This is a genomic window from Tunturibacter empetritectus (genome assembly GCF_040358985.1).
Taxonomy (GTDB): domain Bacteria; phylum Acidobacteriota; class Terriglobia; order Terriglobales; family Acidobacteriaceae; genus Edaphobacter; species Edaphobacter empetritectus.
In genome coordinates, this window is record NZ_CP132932.1 from 4491725 (window position 1) to 4517144 (window position 25420).

Here is a 25420-nt window from a genome sequence, read left to right on the forward strand (position 1 = left end):
TATCGCCATGAAGATGCACATCACCACCGCCGCTCTTGTTCTTGCTGCTGCTCCCGCGTTCTCTCAGAGTGCTATGACGGGAGTTTCGCACCCTGACTCTGCTGCAATCTCGAGTACAGATGATGCGACTCAGCAGACGCCGATAGCGAAGCCGAGTGCGGATGTGCCGGTGGTTGCTCCTTCGTCGCCTGCGGCACAGTATGGGCCTTATGTTCCGTACCAGGGTGCGACAGCTGCGGGTTCGAGCTTGATGATGGCTGAACCTTCGGCGGATGATCCGAACGATCCGGACGCGATGATTGTGACGAGTGTGCCGGAGCGTACTGGCACGTTGCGGGAAGGGACTCTGCTGAAGGTAAAGATTGGTGAGACGCTGGCTACAGACAGGACGATCGCGGGGACGAGATTTTCGGCGACTGTTACGGAAGCAATCGAGAGGAATGGACGTGTGATCATTCCCGCTGGATCAATTCTTGAGGGGCGAGTGACGGAGGTTCGCGGTGGGCGGCGAATTACGGGTGCGGCGTTGCTGCATCTGGAGACGAACGATGTCACGCTGCCGGATGGGACGCACTATATTGTTCATGCTCAGCTGATCGATACGGGCAAGAGCGAGTTCAATGTCAACAACGAAGGAACGTTGAAGCGCAAGGATCATCCGAAGGAGATGCTGGCGGTTGCGGGCGGCGTGACTGGGGCGAGCGCGGTGGCTGGAGCGCTGGTTGGCGGCGGCGTTGGCGCAGTGGTGGGTGCTGGCATTGGAGCGGGCGTGAGCACGGTGATCTGGTTGAAGCAGGATCGACAGGCTACGCTGCCGAAGGATGAGCTGCTGGTGTTCAGTCTGACTACACCAATGATTTTGACTCCGCTGAGTGGCTCGCCCGTGAGTAGCTTGAATCCTGTTGCGGTGGGTGGAGTGGGCGCTACGCAGTAACTTTGCGAGCGATACAGCCTGTTCACCCAATTCTCTGCGTGAACAGGTTGCGAATGTTCCGTGAGTCTTGTGTCGTTCTACGACACAAGCGACACCATTTGATACAACGAGATGTCTTCAGCCGGTCTGCCGATCTTACCCCGTGTGTAGGAAAGGACACTTCATGGCTGTTTCTATCTCTGGCTCTCTCTCGTCTCAATCGCCCGTTGCTGCTCCCTCGCCCTCTGAATCGACCCCAACGGAGGTCGTTCAGAGACCGGTTTCGGCACCCGGGGACACGGTGAAGCTCTCGCAAGCTGCGCAGATTCACCTGATGAAGCAACAGGGGCAGGCACTCTTTCAAATAGCTTCAAACCTTGGCATCCCGGTTGCAACCGTCGATGGCTATCTGGGTGTTACCGTGCCGAAGGCTGCTCCGGCAGCCAGTGCGACTCCAAGCGTAAAGGCGGCCGCGGTCCCGGCAAAGGGGTGATGGATTCCTTAGCGTGCCCGCTCATTCGATGGCTACTGCGGTTGAGTATGTTTTAGCAGGGCTCTTGCGGAGCCCCCTTTTTCTTTGTCGGTGTGATGAGTGCTGACGCGATTCCTCGTTGATAGGCGGTGGTTAGGCAACGTAGAGGCAAAGATGAAATACGGGGATCTCTACGCTGCGTCGAGCGATGAGACTGCGCGACTTCGGTCGAGATGACGAATCATGAGGGGAGACGACAGAAACGGTTTAGTGGGCCGCGGTTTAGTAGGCCGCGAAGGTTGCTTTCATGGCGCTCTCCTCTTGGCGGATGCGATTGGCGAAGAGGATGAGGACAATAGGCAGACCGACTGCGAGCGTGTGATAGGCGTGAAGTACAAGGGCAACACCTACCAGCTCCGGAGTTGCGTTCAAAAAGTAGTTGGGGTGCCTGGTGAGACGAAAGAAGGGATGAAGCACGAGGGCGTGATCCCGGGCGATCAGAAGTTTGACGGTCCAGAGGCGGCCGAGAAGGTGGATGACTACGAGGAGGGCGATGACGCTGATGCCGTAGAGTACGAATCCGACGGCAGAGACGAGGTCAAAGGGTGCGTTGCGGATCGCTCCTTCGATAGCTGCAGCGATGAGGTAGCTGGTGTAGGCGATGGTGAGGATCTTAGAGTTGAGCACACCGTACTCGGTGGCGCCATTCTTTCGGAGGGCTCGCTGGTGGCGGATTGATATCGCCAGAGTTGCGAGACGAAAGAGGAAGACGAAGGCGATGAAGGCCAAGGCTGCGGGTCTCATGTCATTAAGGATGCTCGATGGTGGCTGCGCGCCCGTTGCATTTTAGAGCCCCGTCAAAGTAGTAGAGTCCTACCGACGAGCGGATGAACAGAGAGATGAACAGGCAAAAGCTAGGGATCCTTTCGCTCCGCTCGGGTCGATTGAGGTGAAGGATATTGCTATTTTGATAGTGAGAGGCAGGAAACAGCAACGGCAAGGGCGGGCTGACGCGCCTTCGGCGCCTTTTTTGCGGCTTGATGCTTGCTCGTTGCCTGCGGCTAGTTGCGGACCTGGGCCAGTAGGCGCTTCCAGTTTTTCTGATTGCGGCGGTAGCTTTTTTTCAGGTCTTCTAGGATTCGCTCGAAGTCGGCGTGGCCCTTTAGCTTGCGCCAGGCTGGGTTGATGCTGAACCAAGGGTAGTTCTCGTTGCCTAAGTAGATGGCGCGGCGAAGCCAGTGGAGAGCTTCGGACTCGTCTCCTTCGAGGGCGAAGTAAGTGGCGAGGCGGTAGGCCATCTCGCTGTCGGCTTCGGCGGCGGAGAGGGTCTCGTCGACGATGAAGGTGGCGGCTTTTTCGCGTTCGCCGAGCTGGACGTAGCAGAGGGCGATCGTCGGGAAGACGATGCGGAGGGAGGTGTCGTCGCGGATGACGTTTTCCAGGGTTTCGATGGCCTTGGGGAGGTCGCCGGTGCGCATCTGCTGGTAGCCGAGAGAGATTCTGAGCAACGGCTGGCGGGGTTCGAGGGTGAGGCCCTTTTCGATCTCGTCGGAGGCCAGCTCCATCTGGTTTTGGTACTGGTAGACGCGGGCGCGGTGGTTGTAGATCATGGCGGCGTTCGAGGGGTTCATGCGGAGCGAGGCGTTGAACTGCTCGAGGGCCTCGTCGTACATGCCGTCGATGCGGAGGGTCTGGCCGGCGACGAGGCGGACGTTCCAGTCGTTGCCTGCGGTCTGGAGGAGGTTTTCGATGCCGTGGCGGGCGGACTCTTTTTCTCCGCGGGAGAGGAGCATGTAGACGCGGTAGAGATTGGCTTCGACGGAGCCTGGGTCTAGCTGAAGGGCTTTGTCGAAGGCGCGACGGGCTTCGAGGACGTGCATCTGGCCACCGAGGCCGTGGCGAACGTACTGGAGATGGGTAACACCGAGGCCGGACCAGGCGGGGGAGTATTTTTCATCCTGGCTGACGACAGAGGTGAAGAGCTCGCAGGCGCGGTTGAGGTCGTCGCGGGAGCCGGTGCGGGTCATGAAGGAGGAGAGGACGGCGCGGGCCTGGAGATACTCCTCGGAGAGCGCCTGATTGAGGGAGCGCGCGGGTGGTGCGCCGGCACGGTTGTTTTCCTGAGGGGCGAGGTCGCCAAAGCCCTGGAGAGTGCTGAAGACTTCGTTACAGATCTCGGATTGCACGGAGACGAGATCGAAGGAGGCTACGTTGATGGAGCCGCCGGCGCGGACGCTCTGGTTGGGGACGTCGAGGAGCTGCCAGTTGAGATCGAAGCCTTTGTCGGAGCGAAGAAAGTTACCGGCCAGGACATAGTTAACCAGCAGCTTTTTGCCGATGCTTAAAGGGTCGAGCTGCTGGGTGGGGATGTTCATAAAAGAGCTGGAGGGGCGGACGACGAGGGTGGACATACGGGTGAGGCGGGTGGCGATGGCGTCGGCTAGGGCGTAGCCGTAGAGGGGTGCGACGTCGGCGGGCCCGAAGTTGACGAAGGGCAGGACGACGATGCTGTTTTGATTGCTGGTGGAGGAGGTGCCGGACTCCCGGAAGCGCTCGGCGAGCATGGAGAGGATACCGGTGGTGCGCTTTTCTTCATCAGGGGTGTCGAGGGGGAGGCGGGCCTGATTAGGGCGGAGGGAGATGTTGTCGCCGGGGAGGAGGACGGAGTCGAGCTGCATGGCGCGCATGATGGTCTTGAGCGCATCGCGGACCTCGGCCGCGGAGCCAAAGCGGGCGGAGGGCTGCTTTTCGAGGCAGCGCAGGATGACGGATTCGAGTTCGACGGGGAGGTCGGGGGCGATGTCGCGGATGGGGGGCGGGTCGGCGAACTGGATGGCGCGGATGGACTGGAACTCGGCGGCGTCGGGACGGTGGAAGGGGTGGCGGCCGGTGGCGAGCTCGTAGAGGATGAGGCCGAGGGCGAAGATGTCGGACTGGACGCTGGACTGGCCGGTGACGAACTGCTCGGGCGCCATGTAAGCGATGGTGCCTCCGCGGGCGGTGTAGGTGGCTCCGGCGAGCGGGGTGCGTTTGTTCACGGGTCCGCCGGGGTCAAACTCGGTCTGATCGGGGCGGAGGCGGCGAGCGAGGCCGAAGTCGAGGATCTTGATGAGGCCACCGTCGGTGAGCATGACGTTGGCTGGTTTGAGGTCGCGGTGGAAGATGCCGAGCGAGTGGGCGGCGGAGAGGCCGTCGGAGGTCTGGATGCCGGCGGAGAGGACGAGCTGGAGGCTGGCGGGGCCTTCGGCGATGAGCTTGTCGAGGGACTTGCCGGGGATGTACTGCATGACGATGTAGGCTTCTTCCCCGCTGCCGTTCTCTTCCAGGGCTTCGCCGACGTCGTAGATGGCGCAGACGTTAGGGTGGTCGATGGCGGAGGCGAGGCGGGCTTCGCGAAGCTGGGTGGCGCGCATCTGCTCGATGGTGAGGTTGCCGCGCTTGAGGAGTTTGAGCACGACGGGGCGCTGGAGGAGGGTGTCATTGGCGAGGTATACGACGCCGCTGCCGCCGGTGCCGATCTTGCGGACGAACTCGTACTGCTTGATCTCGCGGCGCTTCATGGATTGATTATCGCAAGGCGCAAGGGTGTGGATGGTTGAGGGAGGGTTATTTGTGGGGTATACCTTCTATGGGCGCTTTCTGGCCGGTTCCAGATTGGGAAGGAGCCAGGTGAGGAGGCCGATGGCGGGCAGGTAGGCGCAGAGCTGATAGACGTGGATGATGCTGGTGGCGTCGGCTACTTTGCCGAGAACGGCGGCGCCGATGCCTCCCATGCCAAAGGCGAAGCCGAAGAAGAGGCCGGAGATCATGCCTACGCGGCCGGGGACAAGCTCCTGCGCGTAGACGAGGATTGCTGAGAAGGCGGAGGCGAGGACGAAGCCGATGATGACGGTGAGGATGGCAGTCCAGAGCAGATTGGCGTGGGGCAGGATGAGGGTGAAGGGCAGGACGCCGAGGATGCTGACCCAGATGACGTACTTGCGGCCATAGCGGTCGCCTACGGGTCCGCCGATAAGGGTTCCGGCGGCGACTGCGGCGAGGAAGAGGAAGAGCAGCTCCTGCGAGGTGCGGACGGAGACCTGGAAGCGGCTGATGAGGTAGAAGGTGTAGTAGCTGGTGAGGCTGGCGAGATAGAAGTACTTCGAAAAGATGAGTGCGATGAGTACCGCGATGGCTCCGATGACTTTGCCGCGGGAGAGGTGGGTGTGGGGAGTGACTTCGGGGCGCTTGTTGGCGGCGGTGTTGGCGTGGGTGGTGCGGTACCAGCGGCCAACCCAGATGAGGATGCAGATGGCGAGGAGAGCAGGGATGGCGAACCAGGCCATGCCGATCTGTCCGCGCGGCAGGACGATGAAGGCTGCGAGGAGTGGGCCGATGGCTGAGCCGGCGTTTCCGCCAACCTGGAAGAAAGACTGCGCGAAGCCGTGATGACCACCGGAGGCCATGCGCGCGATGCGGGAGGATTCGGGGTGGAAGATGGCGGAGCCGATGCCGACAAAGGAGGCCGCAAAGATGAGCCATCCGAAGGTGGGTGCCACGGCGAGGAGGAGCAGGCCGGCAAGGGTGAAGGTCATGCCGATGGGCAGAGCGAAGGGACGGGGAGTGCGGTCTCCCAGATGGCCGATGACGGGCTGAAGGAGAGAGGCGGTGATCTGGAAGGTGAGAGTGAGGATGCCGATCTGGGTGAAGTTGAGGTGGAAGGAGCTTTTAAGGATGGGATAGATGGAGGGCAGCAGGGACTGCACCATGTCGTTGAGGAGATGGCAGAAGCTAGCGGCAGTGAGGACGCGCAGCAGAGTCCGGGAGGAGGATGCGGCGGAGAGTGGGGTGGCTACGGTGGAGGTCTGACCCATGGATTAAGGGTAGCGTGTCCGGGCAGGCATAGCTGTATAGATTTTTCCTATGAAGCCGGATAGTGAGTTGAGAGTTGTCTCGGCGACGAAGTCATCCTCGGTCATGTCAAATTCGATGTGCTTGGATTAGTGGCGGGGGCCAGTGGGTTTTTCCCAGGGGCGGGGGTCGACGGGGTCGTCTTGCCATTTTTGGCGGCGGCCTACGAAGTACATGATGGCTCCGAAGAGGAACATGAGGAGACCCCAGGTGAGGTTGAGGTTAATGCCCATGGATTTTTCGTAGACGGCGGCGCTGTGGCGGGTGATGAGGCCGTAGACGCTCATGAGGCCGCCGATGAGCAGGAAGATCAGGCCGAGGGGGATGCGGATGTCTAGTCCCAAGATGTGTCCTTTTCGTAGTTGAGGTTAATTATGCACCGAAGAGGAGCATGGCTATCCGTAAATCCCACAAAGGTGGTGCTCCGTTACACCCTGCGGCGTGGGACTATTCTTTGCGCCTCCCCGGAGCAAAAACATGATGCCGAAGTGTCCCGAATGTGTAAGTCAAGGTGAAGTGAGACGATCCCATCGTCATCCACTCGATAAACTACTTAGCCTGATCTTTCTGTTTCCGTTCCGATGTGACCGTTGCGATCGCCGTTTCTTTCGTTTTCAGAGGCCGGTGGATCAGCAGACGGTACCGAGATAGATCAGCAACTCTGAAAACACGAAAGACAGTGCCGTCACCGTCTTCCATCTTCTGAATGGTTGATGGTAAGGGCTGCTTGTTGTTTTGGCATGACTACGCGAAGACGAGGTTGAGGACGATGAGCATGGCGAGGACGACGAGGCCGAGGGGAGCGGGCTTCTGATACCAGCTGAGGTGGGTATCGATGGGCTTGGGAGTGAGGGAGTAGACGAGGCCTACCAGTTCAGGCTCGGGTCGGGGCTTGGTGACGAGGGAGACAGCGATAGTGACGAGCAGGTTGATGGTGAACGCGAAGATGGCGGTCCAGAAGTTCTGCGCCATATCGCTGGGGTAGTGGTGGAGGATGGCGATCCAGCCACCGTGGATGCCGGGGGACACATCGGCTGGCAGGGTGAGGCCGTGGTGCACGAGAGCTGCGCCGGTGCCGGCGATCAATCCTGTAAAGGCACCGTGGCCTGTCGTCCGCTTCCAGAACATCCCTAGCAGGAAGGTGGCGAAGAGGGGTGCGTTGACGATTGAGAAGACAAGCTGGAGCGCGTCCATGATGTTGTTGAAGTTAGTGACGAGGTAGGCGGCGCCGACGGAGAGGGCGACGCCTCCGATGGTGGCCATACGACCCATCCAGAGGTAGTGGGCGTCGGTTTCCTTTTTGTTGATGTAGGCCTGGTAGATGTCGTAGGTCCAGACAGTGTTGAAGGCGGTGACGTTGCCTGCCATGCCGGACATGAAGCTGGCTAGTAGGGCGGTGAGGCCTAGACCAAGGATTCCGGTTGGGAAGAAGTGGAGGAGCATGACGGGGATGGCGAGGTCGTAGTTATAGACGGGGTTGCCGTGGTTGTCGAGGACGGCCTGGCCGGTGACGGGGTTGGTCTTTTCGGGGATGATGCCGTGAGGGTGCTGGTCGTCGAGGGGTGGGGTGTAGAGGGCGGGCTCGGTGCCTTCGACGCCGTGATGGGTGACGGTGAGGGACTGGGTGACGACGGGTGTGGTCTGGCCTGCTCCGGCCATGTGGCTGGTGACCGTGACGGCGATGAGGCCGGGGAGGATGACCAGGAAGGGGAAGAACATCTTGGGGATGGCGGCGATGAGGGGGACGCGGCGGGCGGAGACTTCGGAGTCGGCGGCCATGGCCCGCTGGATGACCAGGAAGTCGGTGCACCAGTAGCCGAAGGAGAGAACGAAGCCAAGGCCCATGGCGAGACCGACCCACTCGACGCCGAGGGTGTTGGTGGAGGCGTGGGCCATGCCGCGCCAGGAGTGGGTCATGGTGGCGGGGAGGGTTTGCTTGATTCCCTGCCAGCCGCCTACGTTGCGAAGGCCGATCCAGACCAGGGGGGCGAAGCCGGCGACGATGAGGAAAAACTGAAGGACCTCGTTGTAGATGGCGCTGGTAAGACCGCCGAGAAAGATATAGCCCAGCACAATAATTGCCGATAGGAAGACTGAGACGTGAAAGACATAGGCGTCGGGGATGATGCCGTGGAAGAGGCCGAGGGTTTGAATCAAAAGCGCCATGGCGTACATGGAGATGCCGGAGGAGAGCACGGTCATGATGGCGAAGGAGAAGGCGTTGACGGCGCGGGTCTTCTCGTCGAAGCGCATGCGGAGGTACTCGGGCACCGATCTCGCTTTAGACCCGTAGTAGAAGGGCATCATGAAGATGCCGACGAAGACCATCGCAGGGATGGCGCCGATCCAGTAGAAGTGGCTGGTGATGATGCCGTACTTGGCGCCTGAAGCGCCCATGCCGATGACCTCCTGGGCGCCGAGATTCGCGCTGATGAAGGCGAGTCCGCAGACCCAGGCCGGAATGGAGCGGCCGGCGAGAAAGAAATCGTTCGAGGTGCGCATGTAGCGCTTGAGGGCGAAGCCTATGCCCAGAACGAAGACGAAATAGACCAGCATGATGAGCCAGTCGATGATGGAGAGATTCACGGTAACCCTTGTTGTTCTACTGCTGCTCGGCGCAGTTTCGCTACGGGAAGTTTGGATGGTACTGGGCCAACTGTAAATTGTTTTGGTATGGTCTTCCAAATTTTGTAGGGTGTTGGAGTAGGATTTCCAGGGAGATTTAGACCTGAGACATGGACAAAATGTTGCAGGGATCTCCCTTTTTTTCCTAAAGTAGGGAATCTGGTTACCAACGTTTGATCGAGAGCGTGCATCACATAGATTGAATTGGTCGGATCACCTGTGGCTGCACGAGACGTAAATTTTCTGAAAAGAGGTTCTGAATTGGATTTACTGGTGAACTCTCCTTTGGAGCAAACGACCTCTCGAATGCCGGCCACCCTTCTCCTTATCGATGACAATGCTGTACAGGCTGCGACCCGGCAGACGATTTTGAAGCGGGCGGGGTACTTTGTAATTGCGGCTCTGAATCCGTCGCGGGCGCTGGAGCAGATTCAGCGGGGCGAGTTTCCTGCAGAGATTGGCTTGGTGATTACGGACCACTTGATGCCGGGGATGACGGGTGCGGATTTTGTTCGCGCTTTGCGTAAGACCAATCCGGCGCTGCCTGTGCTGGTCATTAGCGGGCTACAGGAGGCCGAAGAAGAGTACCGGGAGTTGAACGTGACGTTTCGGATGAAGCCACTGCTACCGGATCATCTGCTGGCGACTGTGCACGGCTTGGTGCGGGATGGACGGCGCGACACGGACGTATTGCCACAGTAGCGAGTCTAGGCTGTTGGCCGTATGCCTGGCTGCGGCCCGTCGTGACTGGCATGCTTCCTGTGGACTTGTCCGGTAACCGATGCGTCCATCCATTGGTTGATTGCTGATACGCTCTGCGCTTGAGAGAATAAGGGCAGAGGAATTCATGCGACTGCATCCTATGCCGGAGTTTGGTAGTTTTACGCTATTGCTGGCTCTGGCACTGAGCGCTTACACGCTGGTGATGGGTGGGATCGCGTTGTGGCGTACGCGCGGGATGGCGGCGGGCGTCGACGGCGGCGCAGGGCGGCTGGGGGAGACTGCTCGGCGAGCGGGGATATCCAGTTTCGTCGCACTGAGCTGCGCAGCGTTTGCGCTGGTGTGGGGTTCGTTTACCAACGACTATTCGGTCTCGTACATTCTGCACCATACGAATCGTGATTTGAATACGGCGTATAAGTTCTCTGCGCTTTGGTCGGGGCAGGAGGGTTCGCTGCTGCTGTGGGCCTGGTTGCTTTCGGCGTACGGGTTTGTACTGCGGATACGGCACAAGGTAGATGTGCGGCTGTCGGCGTTTGCTTCGACGATTCTGGCTGGGATTCAGGTCTTCTTTTTGCTGCTGCTGAACTTTGCGGCGCCGCCGTTTGCGATTCAGCCGGGACCGGTGGCGACGGATGGGTTTGGGTTGAATCCGCTGTTGCAGTATCCGGAGATGGTGATTCATCCTCCAATGCTTTATCTAGGCTACGTCGGATTTTCTGTCCCGTTTGCGTTTGCGCTGGGTGCGCTGATGATGCGGTATCCGGGGGAGAAGTGGATTCACATTACGCGGCGCTGGACGATGGTGACGTGGCTGTTTTTGACGTGCGGGATCTTCCTGGGAGCACACTGGGCTTATAGCGTGCTGGGGTGGGGCGGGTATTGGGGTTGGGATCCGGTGGAGAACGCGAGCCTGATGCCGTGGCTGACCGGGACAGCGTTTCTGCACTCGGTAATGATGCAGGAGAAGCGTGGGATGATGAAGAGCTGGAACGTGTGGCTGATCTTCTCGACGTTCATGCTGACGATTCTGGGGACGCTGCTGACGCGGTCGGGGATTGTGAGCTCGGTGCATGCGTTTGCGCAGAGCTCGATCGGCGACTGGTTTTATGGGTTCATCCTGATTGTGTTTGCGGTGTGTTTGTTTACGTTCTTCAAGCAGCGGGATCATTTGAAGTCGGAGAACAGGCTGGAGTCGCTGGTGAGCCGTGAGTCCAGTTTTCTGTTTAACAATCTGATCCTACTGGCGGCTTGTTTTACGGTGCTGTGGGGCACGCTGTTTCCGGTGCTCAGCGAGTATGTGCAGGGCACAAAGGTTACGATGGGTGCTCCATTTTATAACCGCGTGAATCTGCCGATCGGATTGTTTCTTCTATTCTTGACTGGGATTGGTCCGCTGCTGGCCTGGCGTTCTACTTCGCTGCGATCGATTCGCAGGAATTTTATTCTGCCTTCGATTGCTATGGGTGTTGCGCTGGTGGTGTTGCTGGGTGTGGGCGTCAGGCCGTGGCAGGCTGGCGATGACTGGCAGGCTACGCTGTTTTCACTGGTGACGTTTACGCTGGCGGCTGGTGTAATCACGGCGATTGCTGCTGAGTTTCTGCGTGGGGCCAATGTGGTGGCTACGCAGACGGGAAAGAATCTGGTGGCTTCTACTGTGCTTCTGGTGCGGCGGAACACGCGGCGATATGGCGGGTATGTTGTTCACTTCGGAATAGTGGTGATGTTTATCGGGATTGCTGGTGGCGCGTTCAACCAGTCGCATGAGCAGGAGATGGGCTTTGGCGATACGTTGAAGCTGGGACCGTATCGGCTGGTGTGCAAGAGCTATACGCAGGACAGCAACAAGAACTACGACACAGAGTATGCGCTGATGGATGTCTTCCGTGGGAGTAAGAAGATTACGCAGCTTGCTCCGGAGAAGCGGTTTTACATTGCGAGCCAGACTTCTTCGACGATGGTGGCGCTGCACTCGACGCTGGCGAGCGATCTATATGTGATCTATGAGGGGCAAAATCCTGATACGGATCGGCCGATCATCAAGGTGTTTTTGAATCCGCTGATGAACTGGATCTGGATTGGGGTTTTGATTGTGGTGGCGGGGACGTTCCTGGCGCTGGTGCCGAACCTTGCCCGGACCTCTGCGCGTGCGGCTGCGGAGACGCCGGTGATTGAGGCTGAGGTTCATCATGTTTGAGTTTGCTGCAGAGCTGTCCTGCCGGACGGGCCTCCTGCGCGGAGTGCGGGTACTTCGTGCCTTGTGTACCCCTTCGGGTGCGGCTCCCGCTGGTCGCTTTCAGTTTCGTCGCTTTGTCGGTGCTGGTTTGGTTTGTTTGCTCGCAGTGGTGATGCTGGGGGCTACGCCTGCATCGCGATTCGATAAGGTGGGACACGAGATGATGTGTGCCTGCGGATGCGGGCAGATTCTGCTGGAGTGCAACCACGTGGGGTGCCCGGATTCAGATAGGATGATTGGGGAGTTGCGCGACCAGATTGCGGGTGGAGGCTCTGACAGCGCGGTGATGAGCTGGTTCGAGACGAAGTATGGGGCGACGGTGCTGGCGGCACCGATACGTGGGGGGTTCGATAACGTGGCGTGGATCGCGCCGATGGCGGTGTTCTTGCTCGCTACGATTGGAACGGGATTGCTGGTGAGGATGTGGTCGCAGCGGTCGGCGCAGCGTCGGTCTGTAAGCGCGGCGGGGCCTGTGTTGGGTGGCGATGCTGTGCGCGAGCGGATTCGGCGGGAGACGGAGTACTGAGATGGGTATGATTGCGGGTGTGGTACTGACGTTGGCGCTGTTTGGATTTATCTTTTGGCCGGAAAGGAATCCTTTTGTTCAGGCGGATAAGACGCGGGTGGATTATCTGCGGGAGCGGAAGGATGTGATCTATGAGAATCTGCGGGATCTGAACTTCGAGTATCTGGCTGGGAAGTATCCAGAGCAGGACTACGCGGAGCAGCGGGCAGGGCTTGAAGATGAGGCGGCGCGGGTGATTGCGGAGATGGAGGCGCTGGAGGCTCATGGGGATTTTGGGCGGCGGAGCAGGGCCTGAGGCGTTGGTGACAGTGGGTTTGACGTAAACTTGAAGGGTGAGATACTTACCTTCTTCTTTTCTTTGGCGTGTTGTTTTGGCTGCTACTGTGGTGGCGGCATCTTCCAGTTTGGCGTTTGCTGATTCGATCACCGGCACGGTTACAAATAAGACGACGAACAAGCCTGCGGCTGGTGATGATGTGGTGTTAATTCGTCTGCAGCAGGGAATGCAGGAGGCGACACGGACCAAGACAGATGCGAAGGGCCGCTTTTCGCTGGATGTTCCGGCGAACGAGAGCCAGGCGATTCATCTGGTGCGGGTGACGCATGATAAGGCGAATTATTTTCGGCCGGCGCCTCCGGGGACGCAGTCGGTTGAGGTGGATGTCTATAACGCTGCGGCGAAGGTGAAGGGTGTGAGCAGCGAGGCTGATGTGATGCGGCTGCAGACGGATGAGAGTGGGAAGTCGCTGCGGGTGGTTGAAAACTTTTTTGTGAAGAACGAGTCGAGTCCTCCGTTGACCCAGTTCAGTGACCGGCCTTTTGAGTTTTACCTGCCGGAGGGCGCGGTGGTGGAGGGGTCGGCTGCGCTGTCGCCGGGTGGGATGCCGGTGCAGGCGTCGCCGGTGCCGCTGGGCGACGCGAATCACTACGCGTTCATCTTTCCGATTCGGCCAGGAGAGACGCGGTTTCAGATTACCTACAAGCTGCCGTATAGCGGGAGTTTGAAGTTTTCGCCGCGGGTGATGATGCCTACCGACACGATTGCGGTGATGATGCCGAAGAGCATGACGTTCAAGGCGGGGCCTTCTGCACCTTATGCTCCCGTGACGGAGGAGACTACGGCGCAGACTTATGTGGCGCGGAGTGTGGCTCCATCGCAGGCGCTGGATTTTACGATCTCAGGGACGGGGCAGATGCCGCGGGATACCGGTGCTGCGGCAACGGCTGGTGAAGGTGGAGCGGCGGGGGATGCTTCGGCGCAGCCTGGTGCGGGCGGGACCACGAGTGCGGCAGCAAGTGATACGCGGCCGGGTGGAGGACTTGGGACGCCCCTCGATCCTGAGGGAACGAACGATCCATGGGCGAAGTACAAGTGGTGGATTCTGGGTGGGCTTGGGCTAGTGCTGGCGGTAGGTGCGGGTGTGATGTTGAAGAATGGGCCTGCTCCTGCGGTGGGATCAGCCGCTGGGGTTGCGGGGGGGAGTGGTTCGCCGGCGGGGCCTGGTTCCCTGCTTGCGGCGATGAAGGAAGAGTTGTTCTCGCTTGAAACGGATCGATTGCAAGGGAAGTTAACCGAAAGCGAGTATGTTGAGCAGAAGGCTGCGCTCGAGGTGATGCTGCGCAGGGCATTAGCGCGTGGCGAACGGAGTAAAGAGACGTCTGATGTGGCGGGACCCGTAGTCTGAGGGACTGGCGATGAATACGTTCAAGTCGACGTTACTTCTGGTGCTGCTAACGGTGTTCCTGATTTTGATCGGGGATCGTTTTGGCGGCCGAAACGGCATGGTGCTGGCGTTTGTCCTGTCGGTTGCGTTCAACTTCGGGACTTACTTCTTCTCGGACAAGATAGCGCTGCGGATGTACAACGCACAGGCGGTGACGAGGGAGCAGTTGCCTCGGGCTTACGCGGCGGTGGAGAGGCTAACGGCGAAGCAGGGGCTGCCGATGCCGAAGATCTACGTTCTGCCGACGGAGTCTCCGAATGCATTTGCTACGGGGAGAAATCCGCAGCATGCTTCGGTGGCGGTGACGCATGGGATTCTGCAGCTACTGGATGATGAGGAGCTGGAGGGTGTGCTGGCGCATGAGTTGGGGCACGTGCGAAATCGGGATATTCTGACCAGCTCGATTGCTGCGACGCTGGCCGGGGCAATTACGATGGTGGCGCGGATGGGCTACTATGCTTCGTTGTTTGGCGGGGGCGGTGGTAGAGACAGACGCGGCGGTGGCGGGCTGCAGGCTCTCTTGATGATTATTGTTGCGCCGATTGCAGCTTCGCTGATTCAACTGTGGATCTCGCGAACGCGGGAGTTTGAGGCCGATGCGACAGGGGCGGCGACGACGGGGAATCCGTATGCGCTGGCTCGTGCGCTGCAGAAGCTGGATGAATATTCGAAGAGAATTCCGATGGAGGCTTCGCCTTCAAACGCGCATCTGTTTATCGTGGCTCCGCTACTAGGAAGCGGCGGCATTGCGGGTCTTTTTTCGACGCATCCTCCGATGAAGGAACGAATTCAACGGCTGATTGGAAGGGATCACATCTAGTGATTCGAGGGGACCAACTCTAGGATGCAGACTTTGCTTCGGGCTCTGCGGTTGTTTGCGATAGTGGCGTGGGTGGGAGGCTGGGATTCTTCGCCTTTGTGGTGGCGCCTGTGGCTTTTCATAGTCTGGCGAGTGCGCATGATGCAGGGAGGGTAGTGGGTGGAACGCTGCGGGTGCTGCACTGGATCGGGCTGGTGGGGGGTGCAGTGTTCTATGTTGCGACAGCGTTGTTGTGGCTGCGGGCCAAAGTGGCGGCGAGGATGGAGTTTGCGATTGAGATGATTCTTGCCGGGATGATGATGGCGACAACGTACTATTCGCAGTTCAAAGTACTGCCGGCGATGGAGGTGGATCGGGCGCTGGCAGGTGGAGTGGTGGAGACGGCTCCGGTGGGGAACGCGGGGCGAGCGGACTTTGAGCGGCTGCATATTTTGTCGGAGCAGTTGGAGGGGTTCGTTTTCTTTTGCGGATTGGGTGTGGTGTTTGTACTGTCTCGTGAGTCGCATCAGGAGACGGTAGAATCTTAAGATCATGAAGATCTGCGCGATTGGTTTGCTGCGAGGAGATGCGGCGACTTTATTTTCCGGGACGGATGGCGATGAGTTGAAGATCGTCTGGAGGAGCTAGCGGTGTCGGCGTTGTGGTTGAGCCTGACGCTGGGGCTGGTAGCGGGTCTGGCTGATTTTCTGGGTGGATTTTTGCTGGTGCGGCAGTCGCCTTCGGCCCGGGCTCTGCGCTACTTCGTCGCGCTAGGCGCGGGTTTTATGCTGGCAGCGGCGATGCTGGAGATGATTCCGGAGGGTCTGCGGGTGAATGCGCGGTTTGCTCCGCTGCTGATTCTGGCTGGGTACTGCGGGGTGCATCTGCTGGAGCATTCGCTGGTGCCTCACTTTCACTTTGGGGAGGAGACGCACCACCACGAGTTTCTTTCAGCGAAGACCAGCTACTCGGTTCTGCTGGGATTGGCGACGCACACTTTTTTTGACGGGGTGGCTATAGGGTCGGGGTTTGTGCTGTCGCATTGGCTGGGATGGATTTTGTTCTTTGCGGTATTTCTGCACAAGATTCCTGAAGGCTTTACGATGGCGAGCGTGATGCTGGCGGGTGGCCGGGGCGCGGCGGCGGCGTTGAACTCGGCTTTGTTCCTGGGGGCCATGACGGTGCTTGGGGTGCTTGTGATTAATCTCGAGCCTAGCTGGGTGCGGGTGGGGCTGCCGTTGTCGGCCGGGGTGACGATCTATGTCGCGGCGACGGATCTGGTGCCGGAGGTGAACCGGGAACCTGGGTTGAGGATGGCTCTGGTGTTCTTCGCTGGGGTGGTGGTGTTTTTTATTCTGCGGCTGCTGGGGCCTGGGTAGGTTTTTGTTTTTTGGGAATACGCTTGTCCTGCCGAACGGGCTCCCTGCGCGGGAGGCGGTCACTTCGTGACTTGTACACCTTTTCCGGGGTATGGTGAGTTTGCTGGTCCTCCCGTTGGTCGGAATCGGCTGGAGTTAGCTGGCTGGATCGAGAGTGAGGGTTACGGTGGCGGAGTGCTGTAGGGGGCTTCCGGTGGGGGAGGTGGCAGTGCCGGTTACCGTGATGGTGTAGCTCTTTGCGGGTGAGGTTAGCTGAGGGTCGGAGTTGATGCGGGCTCCGCAGCCGCTGGCAAGGGTGAGGGTGACGCCGGCGATGGCCAGGATGATAAGTTTGGTTGCGGTGAGGTGGTGCTTGCGTCTGCGTAGAGCCGCGCGTGCAAGGGGACAAACGAGTAAGACTCCTGCAAGGAAGGATCGGTAGAGGCCGTGGGCTGAGGGGCTGTTTGTTGCGACGGTCGTAGGTGTCGCGATGGTCATGGTGAAGGAGTTGGGCGTGGCACCGGGAGGCAGGGTGGCGGGGTTGAAGGAGGCGGTGGCGAGATTCGGCAGGCCGGTGGCGGCGAGGGTGATGGGACTGGAGAGACTGTTCTGCGTCTGAACGGCGAAGGTAAAGCTGGCAGTGGAGCCGGAGAGGATGGTCTGCGTTGTGCTGCCAGTGGCGGAGAGAGCGAAGTCGGGTGTGGCGGGAGGGCCAGTTCCGACGGTGATCAGCTGCGGCGCAGAGAGGCTGGGGGTGAAGTTGGTGCTGCCGTCATAAACAGCAGTAAAGGTGTGAGAGCCCTGAGCGAGGAGGCTGGTGAGGAACACTGCGTCTCCAGAGGAGAGTGGGTTGGTGAAGAGAGGGCTGCTGCCATCGAGCAAGGTGACGGAGCCGGTTGGCGTGCCGGTAGTGGTGCTGGCGACGTGCACCGTGAGGGTAAAGGCTGATCCGGTTGATCCGGTGGCTCCAGTGGTGCCGGTAGCTACGAGGTTGCTGAGCGTGATGACGGTGCCGGCCGGGGTGATGGTAAGGGAGGGGTAGGGTGCAGCAATGGTGTAGTTCCCTGCTGTCGGTCCGGTGAGAGCAGGCGTGACGGGATAGGTTCCGGCGGACGAACCTGTAGTAGCGGCGGTGGTGAAGGCGACGGTGAGGTTTGCAGCATCCTGAGGGAGAACGCCGGTGAGAGTACCGCTGAGGCGTGGGATCGACTGACCGTACAGAACAAAAATAGGATCGGTGGTCGCAGTGAGTTGCTGAGGGTTGATGGTGAGAGCCAGCGGGGGACTCTGGGTGGAGGGATGAGTCTGATCGCCGGAGTAGATTGCGGTGAGACTATAGGCGCCAGCAGGCAAGGTGGTGGTTGAGAAGGTTGCGGTGTTAGAGACGAGCGGCGCGGTGCCCAGTGTCTTCGTTATGACGGAGGTGGTCGCTAGAAAGGTGATGCTGCCTGTGGCTGTATTATCCGCGGTGCTGGTGGCGAGGTTGGCTGTGAGCTGCCCGGTGCCGTAGGCGATGGCTGAGGGTGCGGTGAGGGTGAGTGCTCCGGGTGTAGTGGAACCGAGTCCCGCGATGGTGGTGATGTTGCTGCCTGCGGGCTGGGTCTCGACCTGACGGATGCGCTGATTGCCGGTGTCGGAGAGGGTGAGGCTGCTGGCGGGAGAGAGGGAGGTTGCGGTTGGGCTATCGAGCGAGGCGGCTGTGGGGGGGCCGTTGTCGCCGGAGAAGGTCTGGGTGCCGTCACCGACGACGGTGGTGATGAGGCCGGTGCTGGCGTCAATGCGGCGGATGCGGTGGTTCGCCGTGTCGGCGAGGTAGAGGTTGCCGGAGGCGTCGGCGGTGAGGCCGTGAGGGAGTGCGAGGGTTGCGGCAGACGCGGAAGCGGAGTCGCCGGAGAAGCCGGGCAGGCCAGTGCCGGCGATGGTGGTGATCAGGCCGGTGCTGGAGGTGATCTTGCGGATGCGGTGGTTGTGGGTGTCGGCAAGGTAGAGATTGCCGGAGGGGTCGATGGCAATGCCCGTGGGTGAGTCGATGGCAGCGGAGAGGACGGCGGCCCCGTCGCCGGAGTAGCCTTGCGTGCCTGTGCCGGCGATGGTGGTGATGAGACCAGTGCTGGCATCGATGCGGCGGATGCGGTGGTTCGCGGTGTCGGCGAGATAGAGGTTGCCGGAGGCGTCGATGGCGAGAGCGGTGGGGAGGTTGAGTTGGGCGGAGAGGGCGGGGGCGCCGTCTCCTGAAAAGCCCGAGGTGGTACCTGCGATGGTGGTGATGAAGCCAGTGGTTAGGTTGAGTCTGCGGATGCGGTGGTTGTGGGTGTCCGCGATGTAGAGGTTGTTTGCCGAGTCGAGGGCGAGGCCCTGGGGGGAGTCGAGGGTGGCAGAGGTGGCAGGACCTGTGTCGCCGGAAAAGCCCTGAGTGCCGGTGCCTGCGATGGTCGTGAGATTGCCGTTGGTGTCGACCTTGCGGATGACGTGGTTCCCTGTTTCGGCGAAGTAGAGATTGCCGGCTGAATCGAAGGCGATGGCGGAGGGAAGGACGAGAGGGATCGTCAGCGCAGAGACAGATGTGGTTTGTGCGGGAAGGCTCGAGAGGGAGAGGAGCCAGAGCAGGAGGGGGAGCGCGATCCTGAAGGGAACGATTCTTGTGCGGAGAGGGTGAGGGAGGCTCTGCTTACCCATGAAGGCTGGTCAAACGTACTCTGCGAAGAAGATCTTGTGGCTGGTTTGTTGCACCTTGTCCTACTTTACCGGAAGATGAGGGCTCTCCATGCAGAAGACCCCGGACGAGAGCATCCGGGGTCTTCTGATGGTTTGTAGCGTAGTGGGTTAGGGGACGGTCTGGAAGCGGCCGTTCTTCAGGCCAACCGCGTAGGGCGCATAGATTGGTACACCAGCACCGACGATCTCGGTGATGAAGTTGGCACCGTCGCCTGCAACCCAGACGTTACCGGCCTGGTCGACTGCGGTGGCGCGACCGGAGGTAAAGACGGTCGAATCCTTCTGGTAGCCGGTGGCGGGAGAGAGTCCGCCCGCGATGTTCTGACTTCCGAGTTCGCTGACGCTACCGGTACCAGTGCCATTTGTATTGTTAGGAATCCACACGTTGAGACGGCCATCGACTGCGATGGAGGTTGGGGCGGCGGCTCCGATCATTGCCGGAGTATTGTAGGGGAAGCCGTTGAGGTTGGTGTAGGTGCCAGCAGAGAGAATGAGTCCATCGATGTTGCCGTTGTTGAACGACGAGACGAAGAGTCTGTTGTCATGGCTGAGCGAGATGCCGTAGGAGTTGCCGGAGGTTGGGATTGAGCTGGTGAGGAAGCCATTCAGGTTTCCACCTGCGACGCTGGGCGATACCTCGGCGACTGACGTCGTACCGGTGGTCACGAAGATGTTGCCCTGGATAGCATTTCCCTGGTAGTCCGGCATGAGGCGAACCGGGTTTGTGCCAACGTTGCTGGAGATCTGAATCGGAGTGACCGCGGTAGTTGCTGCCGCTGCGTTGGGGATCCTGTAGAGAGAGCCAACAGCGCCCGCGACGGAGGTGAAATAAACGTTCCCGACGCCATCTGCTGTAACCCCGCCGACGGGCGAGACGGTGGCTGGGAAGGCGAGAGCGGTGGAGTTGGACGGGTTGTAGCGATAAAGGCTTGCGCCGGAACCGATCCAGACGTTGTTGTTGGAGTCGATAGTCGCTCCGCCTTGCGATCCGCCGCTGCCGAGAAGGACGCAGGTGGTGGGTACTCCAGCGCCCGAGATCTCAGAGAGGTTGCCGGTACCGGCCTGCGAGTTGGCGATCCATACGTTGTCCGCCGCGTCGATATTGATGTCGATGGGCGAGCTGATGAAGCCGCCGCTGCCGCCTGTGCTGGTACCGCAGGTGCTCATGCTGGAGTAGCTGACCGCGATGGTCCAATCCGTAGGCTGGGTGGCAGCCGCGGGTTGATAGGGACCGGCGACTCCGCCGGCGAGGCCGAAGAGCGTAGCTACGTTGGCTGTGCTGCCGTTACTGGGATTGGTGAGAATGTAGTAGATCGCCTGGAGAGTATCGGTTGCTGCGGTGAAATTAGTGTTGAAGTTGTTGGTGTACGCCGAGGTTGGCGGTACCGCGGCTGCGAAGAGTGAGGTGCAGGGTGCCGAGGCGCTGGTGGCGGTGTTGATGCAGGCAGAGAGGATGTTTCCGAGCAGATTAAGTTTGCCGGCCTCGGGCGTTGCCGTGACGGAGACGCCAGGAGCGATGTTTCCGCTGGCTGCGTTCAGTGTGGTCGAAGAGACGGCGGTACCTGCGGAGGAGTCAGCCAGAAGTGCGATGGTCGCTGGAATCTGTTTGATGATGGTGGACTGCTGGCCAGTACCGTCGGAAACGATGGCATATGGGATCGCACCGCCGGTCGGATTGAAGAACTGTTGCACGGCTGCCATTGTTGCGACGGTGGTCACTTCTGTCATATCGACGTGGTTAGCTGCGGTGAGTTCAATGCAGGTGCCGTAGACAGAGATGAAAGCAGCGGCAGTATTGTTCTGCGAAGTATCCCCGTTGTTCTGGGTATTTCCGCCCTTCGAGATGACGTAGACCAGCGGGTCATTGTTGCCGGCGGGGCAGGAGAAGGTGTTTCCGGTATCGGTGTTGCCGTTGACGGGGTCCTTGATGAAGGCAAAATTTCCGCTGGCGTCGGTGGTTGTGGTCGCGGCGACGCTGGGCAGCGTTCCTGGGCTGCCCTTCAGTCCGGCGTAGTACAAGCTCACGGTTGCGCCGACGACAGGTTGGTTGCCGCCGTGGATCTTTCCGCTGAGGGTGGCAGCCTGGCTGAGTGGGTTTGTGTTCGTAGCCGTCGTCGCCATATTCGAACAGCCGGCGGTGAAGACCGCGCTCGATGCCATAAGCGCGAGCAGATTTCGCTTTGAGCCCGTCAGCCGGGCGAAAGAGTTGCCAATCATGGGTGTTCCCTCCGAAAGGTGGTAGTGCGGTTTGCTGTTCAAGGTGATGCTGACCAGAGACGAATGTCAAATCAAGAGCACGATATCAAGAGTGAGACAGGCTGGGGGAAAAATGTCGGTCTGTCGGATAAATACAAACTGTCAGGTCAATGCAGGCTGCAAGGTTAATGCAAAAAACTATGGAGCATCTGGAACTTCCTTTGATAACGGAGCCTCTTCGGGTCGGAGAGCCCCTGAGGGGGGAGGACAGTTACAGGACAACGGAAAGTCTTTCAACATCTCATGATGGAGCATAACCGAGGTTGGCCATTCTGTTGCTAAATAACTCGTGACACTTTTGGGTCATTCATATGGAAGAGTTAACAGGCTCGACGGCGTAGCTGCCCGCAATATGCAACTAATTGCAGTCCTCCGATGCAGGCGTTACCGACGGCCTGGTTTCTTCTTAGGGATGCGGGTGGGACTTTGACCATTATTCGACTGATTCGCTTGGGCAAACTGCCGGCGGTTCGCCCCCGGAGCTTAATGTTTTGCCGACCCGGTTGAGGGGTGACTGAGGGTGATTTTGACTGGCGGGGTGGCCGGTGACAACGTTCGGGAAAGAGAGCTAATCTAACCGAGTAGACTGCTACCATTAGATCGTTCGCTAACGGAGAAGACCATGAAACCAATGTATCTTGCAGCAAGCTTAGCTCTTTCTACGACCTTACTCCTGGGCGGATGCAAAAGTTCCACGCCTGCTCCGGCTCCAGCTGCTACTCCGGCTCCAACCCAAAGCCTGAATCCGGATGGGACACCTGCTAACCCGGGTTCGTCGAGCGCGGCGGCGCCGGCTACTCCTGCGGTATCGCCTACGACTTCGACTCCTGCGATTCCCCCTCCGCCGCCTCCAGGCCCCGTAGCTGCAGCGGCTCCGAATCTACCTCCACCTCCGCCGCCTCCGGTGAGATTGACCGCCCCGGCAGGGGCTTCGGTGACGGTTACGGTGACCGAGCAGCTGAGTGCAAGCAAAAACAGTGTTGGCGATGGGTTCTCCGGGGTGTTGGCGGCTCCGGTGAAGACTGCCGGAGGCGGGGTTGTCTTCCCGCGAGGAGCCCATGTCGTCGGCACCGTAGTTGCGGCTAAGGGTCGCGGACGGTTCAAGGGATCAGGCGCGCTTGGCATCGCGGTGACGCAGATCTCTGGGACGGCGGTAAGTACGAGCTCCTATGAGAAGGATCAGTCGGGCAAAGGAAAGCGTTCGGCTGGCTTTATTGGCGGCGGCGCCGGTGGCGGCGCTCTGATTGGCGGAATCGCCGGCGGCGGCAAGGGTGCATTGCTGGGCGGTTTACTTGGAGCGGGCGCAGGAACGGCCGGCGCAGCGTTTACGGGGAATAAGGATGTGGTGATTCCGTCGGAGTCGACTGTCACCTTTCACCTGACGGCGCCGGTCTCGATCACAGTCCGCAATCGAGATCGGAATCGGGACAACAGCGATAGACCAAGCGATACACCATAAGATCCGCAATGGTTTGATTGATAAGCACCTGCTCGATCTTCCGGGCAGGTGTTTTTTTGTGCGCAGAGAACACGGTTGGATGACGGTAGACTTGAAAGATGCGACTGAATCCTGTTTTTTTGTTGTCCGCCACCGATGTGGCACACTTCCCTACTGAAGCGAAGACCTTCGGCGCGCCTGAGGTGGCGTTTCTCGGGCGGTCGAATGTTGGAAAGTCCTCGTTGATCAACTCCCTGCTGGGTTCGCGCGAGGCGAAGGTGTCGTCGACGCCGGGGCGGACACGGGCGATCAATTTTTTTGCGCTGCATGAGGGCGCGGGAGACAAGATGAAGGTGAGGCCGACGTTGATCTTCGCGGACCTGCCGGGGTATGGGTATGCAAAGATCTCGAAGTCGATCTCGGCGGAGTGGCCGTCGTTTATCGAGCCTTATCTTGCGGAGCGGGAGACGCTGACCCTTTGCATCTGCCTGGTGGATACGAATATTCCGCCGCAGGAGAATGATACTCAATTGATTACATATTTCAAACAGACGCAGCGGCCCTACCTGGTGGTAGGGACCAAAGCGGACCGGCTTTCGAATAATCAACTGGCGAAGTCTGTTGCGGCGTTGAAGAAGGCTCATGAAGTAGAGGAGATTTTGCCGGTGTCCGCGAAGACGGATGCGGGGACAAAGGTGCTTTGGGCGAAGATGATGGAGGTGGCGGAGTAGCTGGAAGAAACCTTCATCGGATGAAAGGCGATTTCCGGCGCGACTGCCATTAATCATACGGGGCTACAATTTTGGCGTCGTGGCTGAGACGGGCCAAAATCTCCCAGGCAATTCTTCCGAAGGAGTTTTTATGAAACGCACGTTGATGATGTTTTTTGTTGCAGTGCTGGGCTTGGCCCCGGTGGTGATGGCGCAGGGGCAGACGGTCGGCCAAAAGGAGACGGGGCTTGCGGCCGTTTATTCCAGCAGACTCAATGGGCATGTTACGGCGAGTGGGCAGATGTATAACGGATCGGCCTTGACGGCAGCGCACAAGACGCTTCCCTACGGAACCAAGATCAAAGTGACCAATACCAAGAATGATAAGAGCGTGGTGTTGCAGGTCAACGATCGAGGACCTGTGCAGGCTGGCCGCATTCTCGATATCACTCCGGCTGCAGCGGCACGGTTGGGCATTCCGAGAAAGGCGATGCGGGATGTACCGGTCGAGGTGATCGAGCAAGGCAATGGCAAGACGACTCGACAGCACGCGGAGTAAGGTGCCGTAGAGATGGAAAGGGCGGCGATGACAGATTTGTCATGCCGCCCTTGTTTTTCTTGGAACGTGTGGTGGGCTAGTCGCCGTAGTATTCGAGGCCGAGATGGGTGATGAGGTCTTCCCCCATGATGTGACGGAGGGTGTTCTTCAGCTTGATGTGCTGAATGAAGAGGTCATGCTCTGGGTAGACGCCGGGGGCGGAGTCCGGATCCTTGAAGTAGAAGCTGAGCCACTCCTGAATGCCGAGGCCACGCAGTGAAGGTGTGCGGGCGGCCAGATCCATGAAGAGGATCAGATCGAGAGCGAGTGGAGCAGCAAGGATGGAATCGCGGCAGAGGAAGTCTACCTTGAGCTGCATGGGATAGCCGAGCCAGCCGAAGATGTCAATGTTGTCCCAGCCTTCTTTATTGTCGCCGCGGGGCGGGTAGTAGTTGATGCGGACCTTGTGATAGAGATCCTTGTAGAGATCTGGGTGCAGCTCGGGCTGAAAGATGTGCTCGAGAACGCCGAGCTTCGAGACCTCTTTGGTCTTGAAAGAGTCGGGATCGTCGAGAACTTCGCCGTCGCGGTTGCCAAGAATATTGGTGGAGTACCAGCCTGCGACGCCGAGGTTGCGGACCTTGAATGCGGGAGCGAGAACGGTTTTGATGAAGGTCTGGCCGGTCTTGAAGTCCTTGCCGCAGATGGGAGCGTTCATCTTCTTCGAAAGCTCCTGCAGTGCGGGGATGTCGACGGTGAGGTTTGGTGCGCCGTTGGCGAAGGGTATGCCTTCCTTGAGCGCGGCCCAGGCGTACAACATCGAGGGCGAGATACCGGGGTCGTTATCGACGAGGCCCTTCTCGAAGGCTTCGAGCGTCTGGTGGACTGCTGTCTGCTCGAGGTAGATTTCAGTAGAGCCGCACCAGATCATGACCTGGCGGTCGGTTTTGGTTTTGAACTCCGCAATGTCGTTGCGAATCTGGTTGGCGAGGTCGCACTTGTTCTTGCCGGTCTTGATCTTCTGGCCGGTGAGGCGCTTGACGTAGTGCTGGTCGAAGACGGCGGGCATCGGCTCGATGGACTCGAGGAAGGGACGCATCTGTTCGAGCTGGTCGCGGTCGAGTACCTGCGCGGTCTTGGCTGCGTCGTAGAGGTTGCCGCCGAAGATGTCCCAGCCGGTGAAGACGATGTCGTTGAGGTCTGCGATGGGGACGAAGTTCTTGATGAGCGGGGTGCGTGCATCGGTGCGTTTGCCGAGACGGATGGTGGCCATCTGCGAGGTGGAACCGATGGGTTTAGCGAAGCCGCGGCGAATAGCTTCTACACCGGCGATAAGTGTGGTGGCGACGGCTCCCATGCCGGGAATCATGACGCCTAGTTTTCCAGTGGCAGGCTTGATGGTTGCCGCGTCCTGCGCAGCGGATGCTGGCTTAGCGGCCGGGGGTGTAGACATTCTTGGCGGTACCCTTCTGTCGTGCGATATTCCGTGTAGTGCGGACT

General features: G+C 59.5%; 21 protein-coding genes. 13 read left to right on the forward strand and 8 right to left on the reverse strand.

The window, feature by feature from the left end; all coding sequences use genetic code 11:
* Positions 1-7 precede the first annotated feature (7 nt).
* Positions 8-934 carry a hypothetical protein gene (locus RBB75_RS18855; protein WP_353068962.1) on the forward strand — a complete coding sequence of 309 codons (927 nt, stop codon included), beginning with the start codon at positions 8-10 and terminating at the stop codon, positions 932-934.
* Positions 935-1097: 163 nt separating this feature from the next.
* Positions 1098-1406 (forward strand): hypothetical protein, encoded by a 309-nt coding sequence (locus RBB75_RS18860; protein ID WP_179638162.1) that lies wholly within the window; start codon positions 1098-1100, stop codon positions 1404-1406.
* Between the two features lie 261 nt (positions 1407-1667).
* Here RBB75_RS18860 and RBB75_RS18865 read toward each other — a convergent pair whose 3' ends face one another.
* The 5 genes from RBB75_RS18865 to RBB75_RS18885 all read right to left on the reverse strand — a co-directional run bounded on the left by RBB75_RS18865 (position 1668) and on the right by RBB75_RS18885 (position 8861).
* Positions 1668-2189 (reverse strand): isoprenylcysteine carboxylmethyltransferase family protein, encoded by a 522-nt coding sequence (locus tag RBB75_RS18865; RefSeq protein ID WP_179638163.1) that lies wholly within the window; start codon positions 2187-2189, stop codon positions 1668-1670.
* A 257-nt stretch (positions 2190-2446) separates the two neighbouring features.
* Positions 2447-4945, reverse strand: coding sequence for a serine/threonine-protein kinase (locus tag RBB75_RS18870; protein WP_179638164.1), 2499 nt, complete (start codon positions 4943-4945; stop codon positions 2447-2449).
* Between the two features lie 66 nt (positions 4946-5011).
* Positions 5012-6238, reverse strand: coding sequence for an MFS transporter (locus RBB75_RS18875; RefSeq protein WP_179638165.1), 1227 nt, complete (start codon positions 6236-6238; stop codon positions 5012-5014).
* A gap of 126 nt (positions 6239-6364) precedes the next feature.
* Positions 6365-6619, reverse strand: coding sequence for a hypothetical protein (locus tag RBB75_RS18880; RefSeq protein WP_179638166.1), 255 nt, complete (start codon positions 6617-6619; stop codon positions 6365-6367).
* A gap of 400 nt (positions 6620-7019) precedes the next feature.
* Positions 7020-8861 (reverse strand): sodium:solute symporter family protein, encoded by a 1842-nt coding sequence (locus RBB75_RS18885; RefSeq protein ID WP_353068963.1) that lies wholly within the window; start codon positions 8859-8861, stop codon positions 7020-7022.
* Positions 8862-9206: 345 nt separating this feature from the next.
* On the opposite strand from RBB75_RS18885, the gene RBB75_RS18890 reads away from it, so the two are divergent.
* From RBB75_RS18890 to RBB75_RS18925, 8 genes are all read left to right on the forward strand, one after another.
* Positions 9207-9602 (forward strand): response regulator, encoded by a 396-nt coding sequence (locus tag RBB75_RS18890; RefSeq protein WP_353068964.1) that lies wholly within the window; start codon positions 9207-9209, stop codon positions 9600-9602.
* Positions 9603-9747: 145 nt separating this feature from the next.
* Positions 9748-11817 carry a heme lyase CcmF/NrfE family subunit gene (locus tag RBB75_RS18895; protein WP_353068965.1) on the forward strand — a complete coding sequence of 690 codons (2070 nt, stop codon included), beginning with the start codon at positions 9748-9750 and terminating at the stop codon, positions 11815-11817.
* Entirely contained in the window at positions 11810-12382 is a 573-nt protein-coding gene (locus RBB75_RS18900; RefSeq protein WP_353068966.1) for a cytochrome c-type biogenesis protein, read from the forward strand. The genes RBB75_RS18895 and RBB75_RS18900 overlap by 8 nt, the downstream gene beginning before the upstream one ends.
* A 1-nt stretch (position 12383) precedes the next feature.
* Positions 12384-12677 carry a hypothetical protein gene (locus tag RBB75_RS18905; protein ID WP_353068967.1) on the forward strand — a complete coding sequence of 98 codons (294 nt, stop codon included), beginning with the start codon at positions 12384-12386 and terminating at the stop codon, positions 12675-12677.
* 76 nt (positions 12678-12753) lie between these two features.
* Positions 12754-14067 (forward strand): carboxypeptidase regulatory-like domain-containing protein, encoded by a 1314-nt coding sequence (locus RBB75_RS18910; protein ID WP_353068968.1) that lies wholly within the window; start codon positions 12754-12756, stop codon positions 14065-14067.
* Positions 14068-14077: 10 nt separating this feature from the next.
* Positions 14078-14926 (forward strand): zinc metalloprotease HtpX, encoded by an 849-nt coding sequence (locus RBB75_RS18915; protein ID WP_179638171.1) that lies wholly within the window; start codon positions 14078-14080, stop codon positions 14924-14926.
* A gap of 68 nt (positions 14927-14994) precedes the next feature.
* Positions 14995-15453 (forward strand): DUF4149 domain-containing protein, encoded by a 459-nt coding sequence (locus tag RBB75_RS18920; protein ID WP_353068969.1) that lies wholly within the window; start codon positions 14995-14997, stop codon positions 15451-15453.
* A 102-nt stretch (positions 15454-15555) separates the two neighbouring features.
* The gene (locus RBB75_RS18925; protein ID WP_179638173.1) at positions 15556-16284 is read left to right on the forward strand and encodes a ZIP family metal transporter; all 729 of its coding nucleotides are present in this window, start codon (positions 15556-15558) and stop codon (positions 16282-16284) included.
* A gap of 135 nt (positions 16285-16419) precedes the next feature.
* On the opposite strand, the gene RBB75_RS18930 is transcribed toward RBB75_RS18925, so the two are convergent.
* Together RBB75_RS18930 and RBB75_RS18935 are read right to left on the reverse strand one after the other, a co-directional pair.
* Complete coding sequence (locus RBB75_RS18930; RefSeq protein ID WP_353068970.1) at positions 16420-18939, reverse strand: Ig-like domain repeat protein; 2520 nt, start codon at positions 18937-18939, stop codon at positions 16420-16422.
* 147 nt (positions 18940-19086) lie between these two features.
* On the reverse strand, positions 19087-21195 hold the full coding sequence (locus RBB75_RS18935) for a hypothetical protein (protein ID WP_353068971.1): 2109 nt from the start codon (positions 21193-21195) through the stop codon (positions 19087-19089).
* Between the two features lie 661 nt (positions 21196-21856).
* On the opposite strand from RBB75_RS18935, the gene RBB75_RS18940 reads away from it, so the two are divergent.
* From RBB75_RS18940 to RBB75_RS18950, 3 genes are all read left to right on the forward strand, one after another.
* The gene (locus RBB75_RS18940) at positions 21857-22693 is read left to right on the forward strand and encodes a hypothetical protein (protein ID WP_353068972.1); all 837 of its coding nucleotides are present in this window, start codon (positions 21857-21859) and stop codon (positions 22691-22693) included.
* 98 nt (positions 22694-22791) lie between these two features.
* Positions 22792-23403, forward strand: a complete 612-nt coding sequence (yihA, locus tag RBB75_RS18945) for a ribosome biogenesis GTP-binding protein YihA/YsxC (RefSeq protein ID WP_179638175.1) — start codon at positions 22792-22794, stop codon at positions 23401-23403.
* 130 nt (positions 23404-23533) lie between these two features.
* A complete protein-coding gene (locus tag RBB75_RS18950) occupies positions 23534-23941 on the forward strand; it encodes a septal ring lytic transglycosylase RlpA family protein (RefSeq protein WP_179638176.1) in 408 nt (135 codons plus the stop codon).
* Positions 23942-24017: 76 nt separating this feature from the next.
* Here the strand turns inward: RBB75_RS18950 and RBB75_RS18955 are convergent, their stop codons facing one another.
* Positions 24018-25373, reverse strand: a complete 1356-nt coding sequence (locus tag RBB75_RS18955) for an inositol-3-phosphate synthase (RefSeq protein ID WP_179638177.1) — start codon at positions 25371-25373, stop codon at positions 24018-24020.
* Positions 25374-25420: the final 47 nt, after the last annotated feature.

What these genes read in the sequence shown, in the direction of transcription:
- RBB75_RS18870 (WP_179638164.1), bottom strand. Translation starts at nt 4,945, where the DNA reads ATGAAGCGCCGCGAGATCAAGCAGTACGAGTTCGTCCGCAAGATCGGC.
- RBB75_RS18940 (WP_353068972.1), top strand. Translation starts at nt 21,857, where the DNA reads ATGAAACCAATGTATCTTGCAGCAAGCTTAGCTCTTTCTACGACCTTA.
- RBB75_RS18895 (WP_353068965.1), top strand. Translation starts at nt 9,748, where the DNA reads ATGCGACTGCATCCTATGCCGGAGTTTGGTAGTTTTACGCTATTGCTG.
- RBB75_RS18860 (WP_179638162.1), top strand. Translation starts at nt 1,098, where the DNA reads ATGGCTGTTTCTATCTCTGGCTCTCTCTCGTCTCAATCGCCCGTTGCT.
- RBB75_RS18855 (WP_353068962.1), top strand. Translation starts at nt 8, where the DNA reads ATGAAGATGCACATCACCACCGCCGCTCTTGTTCTTGCTGCTGCTCCC.
- RBB75_RS18900 (WP_353068966.1), top strand. Translation starts at nt 11,810, where the DNA reads ATGTTTGAGTTTGCTGCAGAGCTGTCCTGCCGGACGGGCCTCCTGCGC.
- yihA (WP_179638175.1), top strand. Translation starts at nt 22,792, where the DNA reads ATGCGACTGAATCCTGTTTTTTTGTTGTCCGCCACCGATGTGGCACAC.
- RBB75_RS18950 (WP_179638176.1), top strand. Translation starts at nt 23,534, where the DNA reads ATGAAACGCACGTTGATGATGTTTTTTGTTGCAGTGCTGGGCTTGGCC.
- RBB75_RS18930 (WP_353068970.1), bottom strand. Translation starts at nt 18,939, where the DNA reads ATGGGTAAGCAGAGCCTCCCTCACCCTCTCCGCACAAGAATCGTTCCC.
- RBB75_RS18935 (WP_353068971.1), bottom strand. Translation starts at nt 21,195, where the DNA reads ATGATTGGCAACTCTTTCGCCCGGCTGACGGGCTCAAAGCGAAATCTG.
- RBB75_RS18915 (WP_179638171.1), top strand. Translation starts at nt 14,078, where the DNA reads ATGAATACGTTCAAGTCGACGTTACTTCTGGTGCTGCTAACGGTGTTC.
- RBB75_RS18955 (WP_179638177.1), bottom strand. Translation starts at nt 25,373, where the DNA reads ATGTCTACACCCCCGGCCGCTAAGCCAGCATCCGCTGCGCAGGACGCG.
- RBB75_RS18905 (WP_353068967.1), top strand. Translation starts at nt 12,384, where the DNA reads ATGGGTATGATTGCGGGTGTGGTACTGACGTTGGCGCTGTTTGGATTT.
- RBB75_RS18865 (WP_179638163.1), bottom strand. Translation starts at nt 2,189, where the DNA reads ATGAGACCCGCAGCCTTGGCCTTCATCGCCTTCGTCTTCCTCTTTCGT.
- RBB75_RS18875 (WP_179638165.1), bottom strand. Translation starts at nt 6,238, where the DNA reads ATGGGTCAGACCTCCACCGTAGCCACCCCACTCTCCGCCGCATCCTCC.
- RBB75_RS18890 (WP_353068964.1), top strand. Translation starts at nt 9,207, where the DNA reads ATGCCGGCCACCCTTCTCCTTATCGATGACAATGCTGTACAGGCTGCG.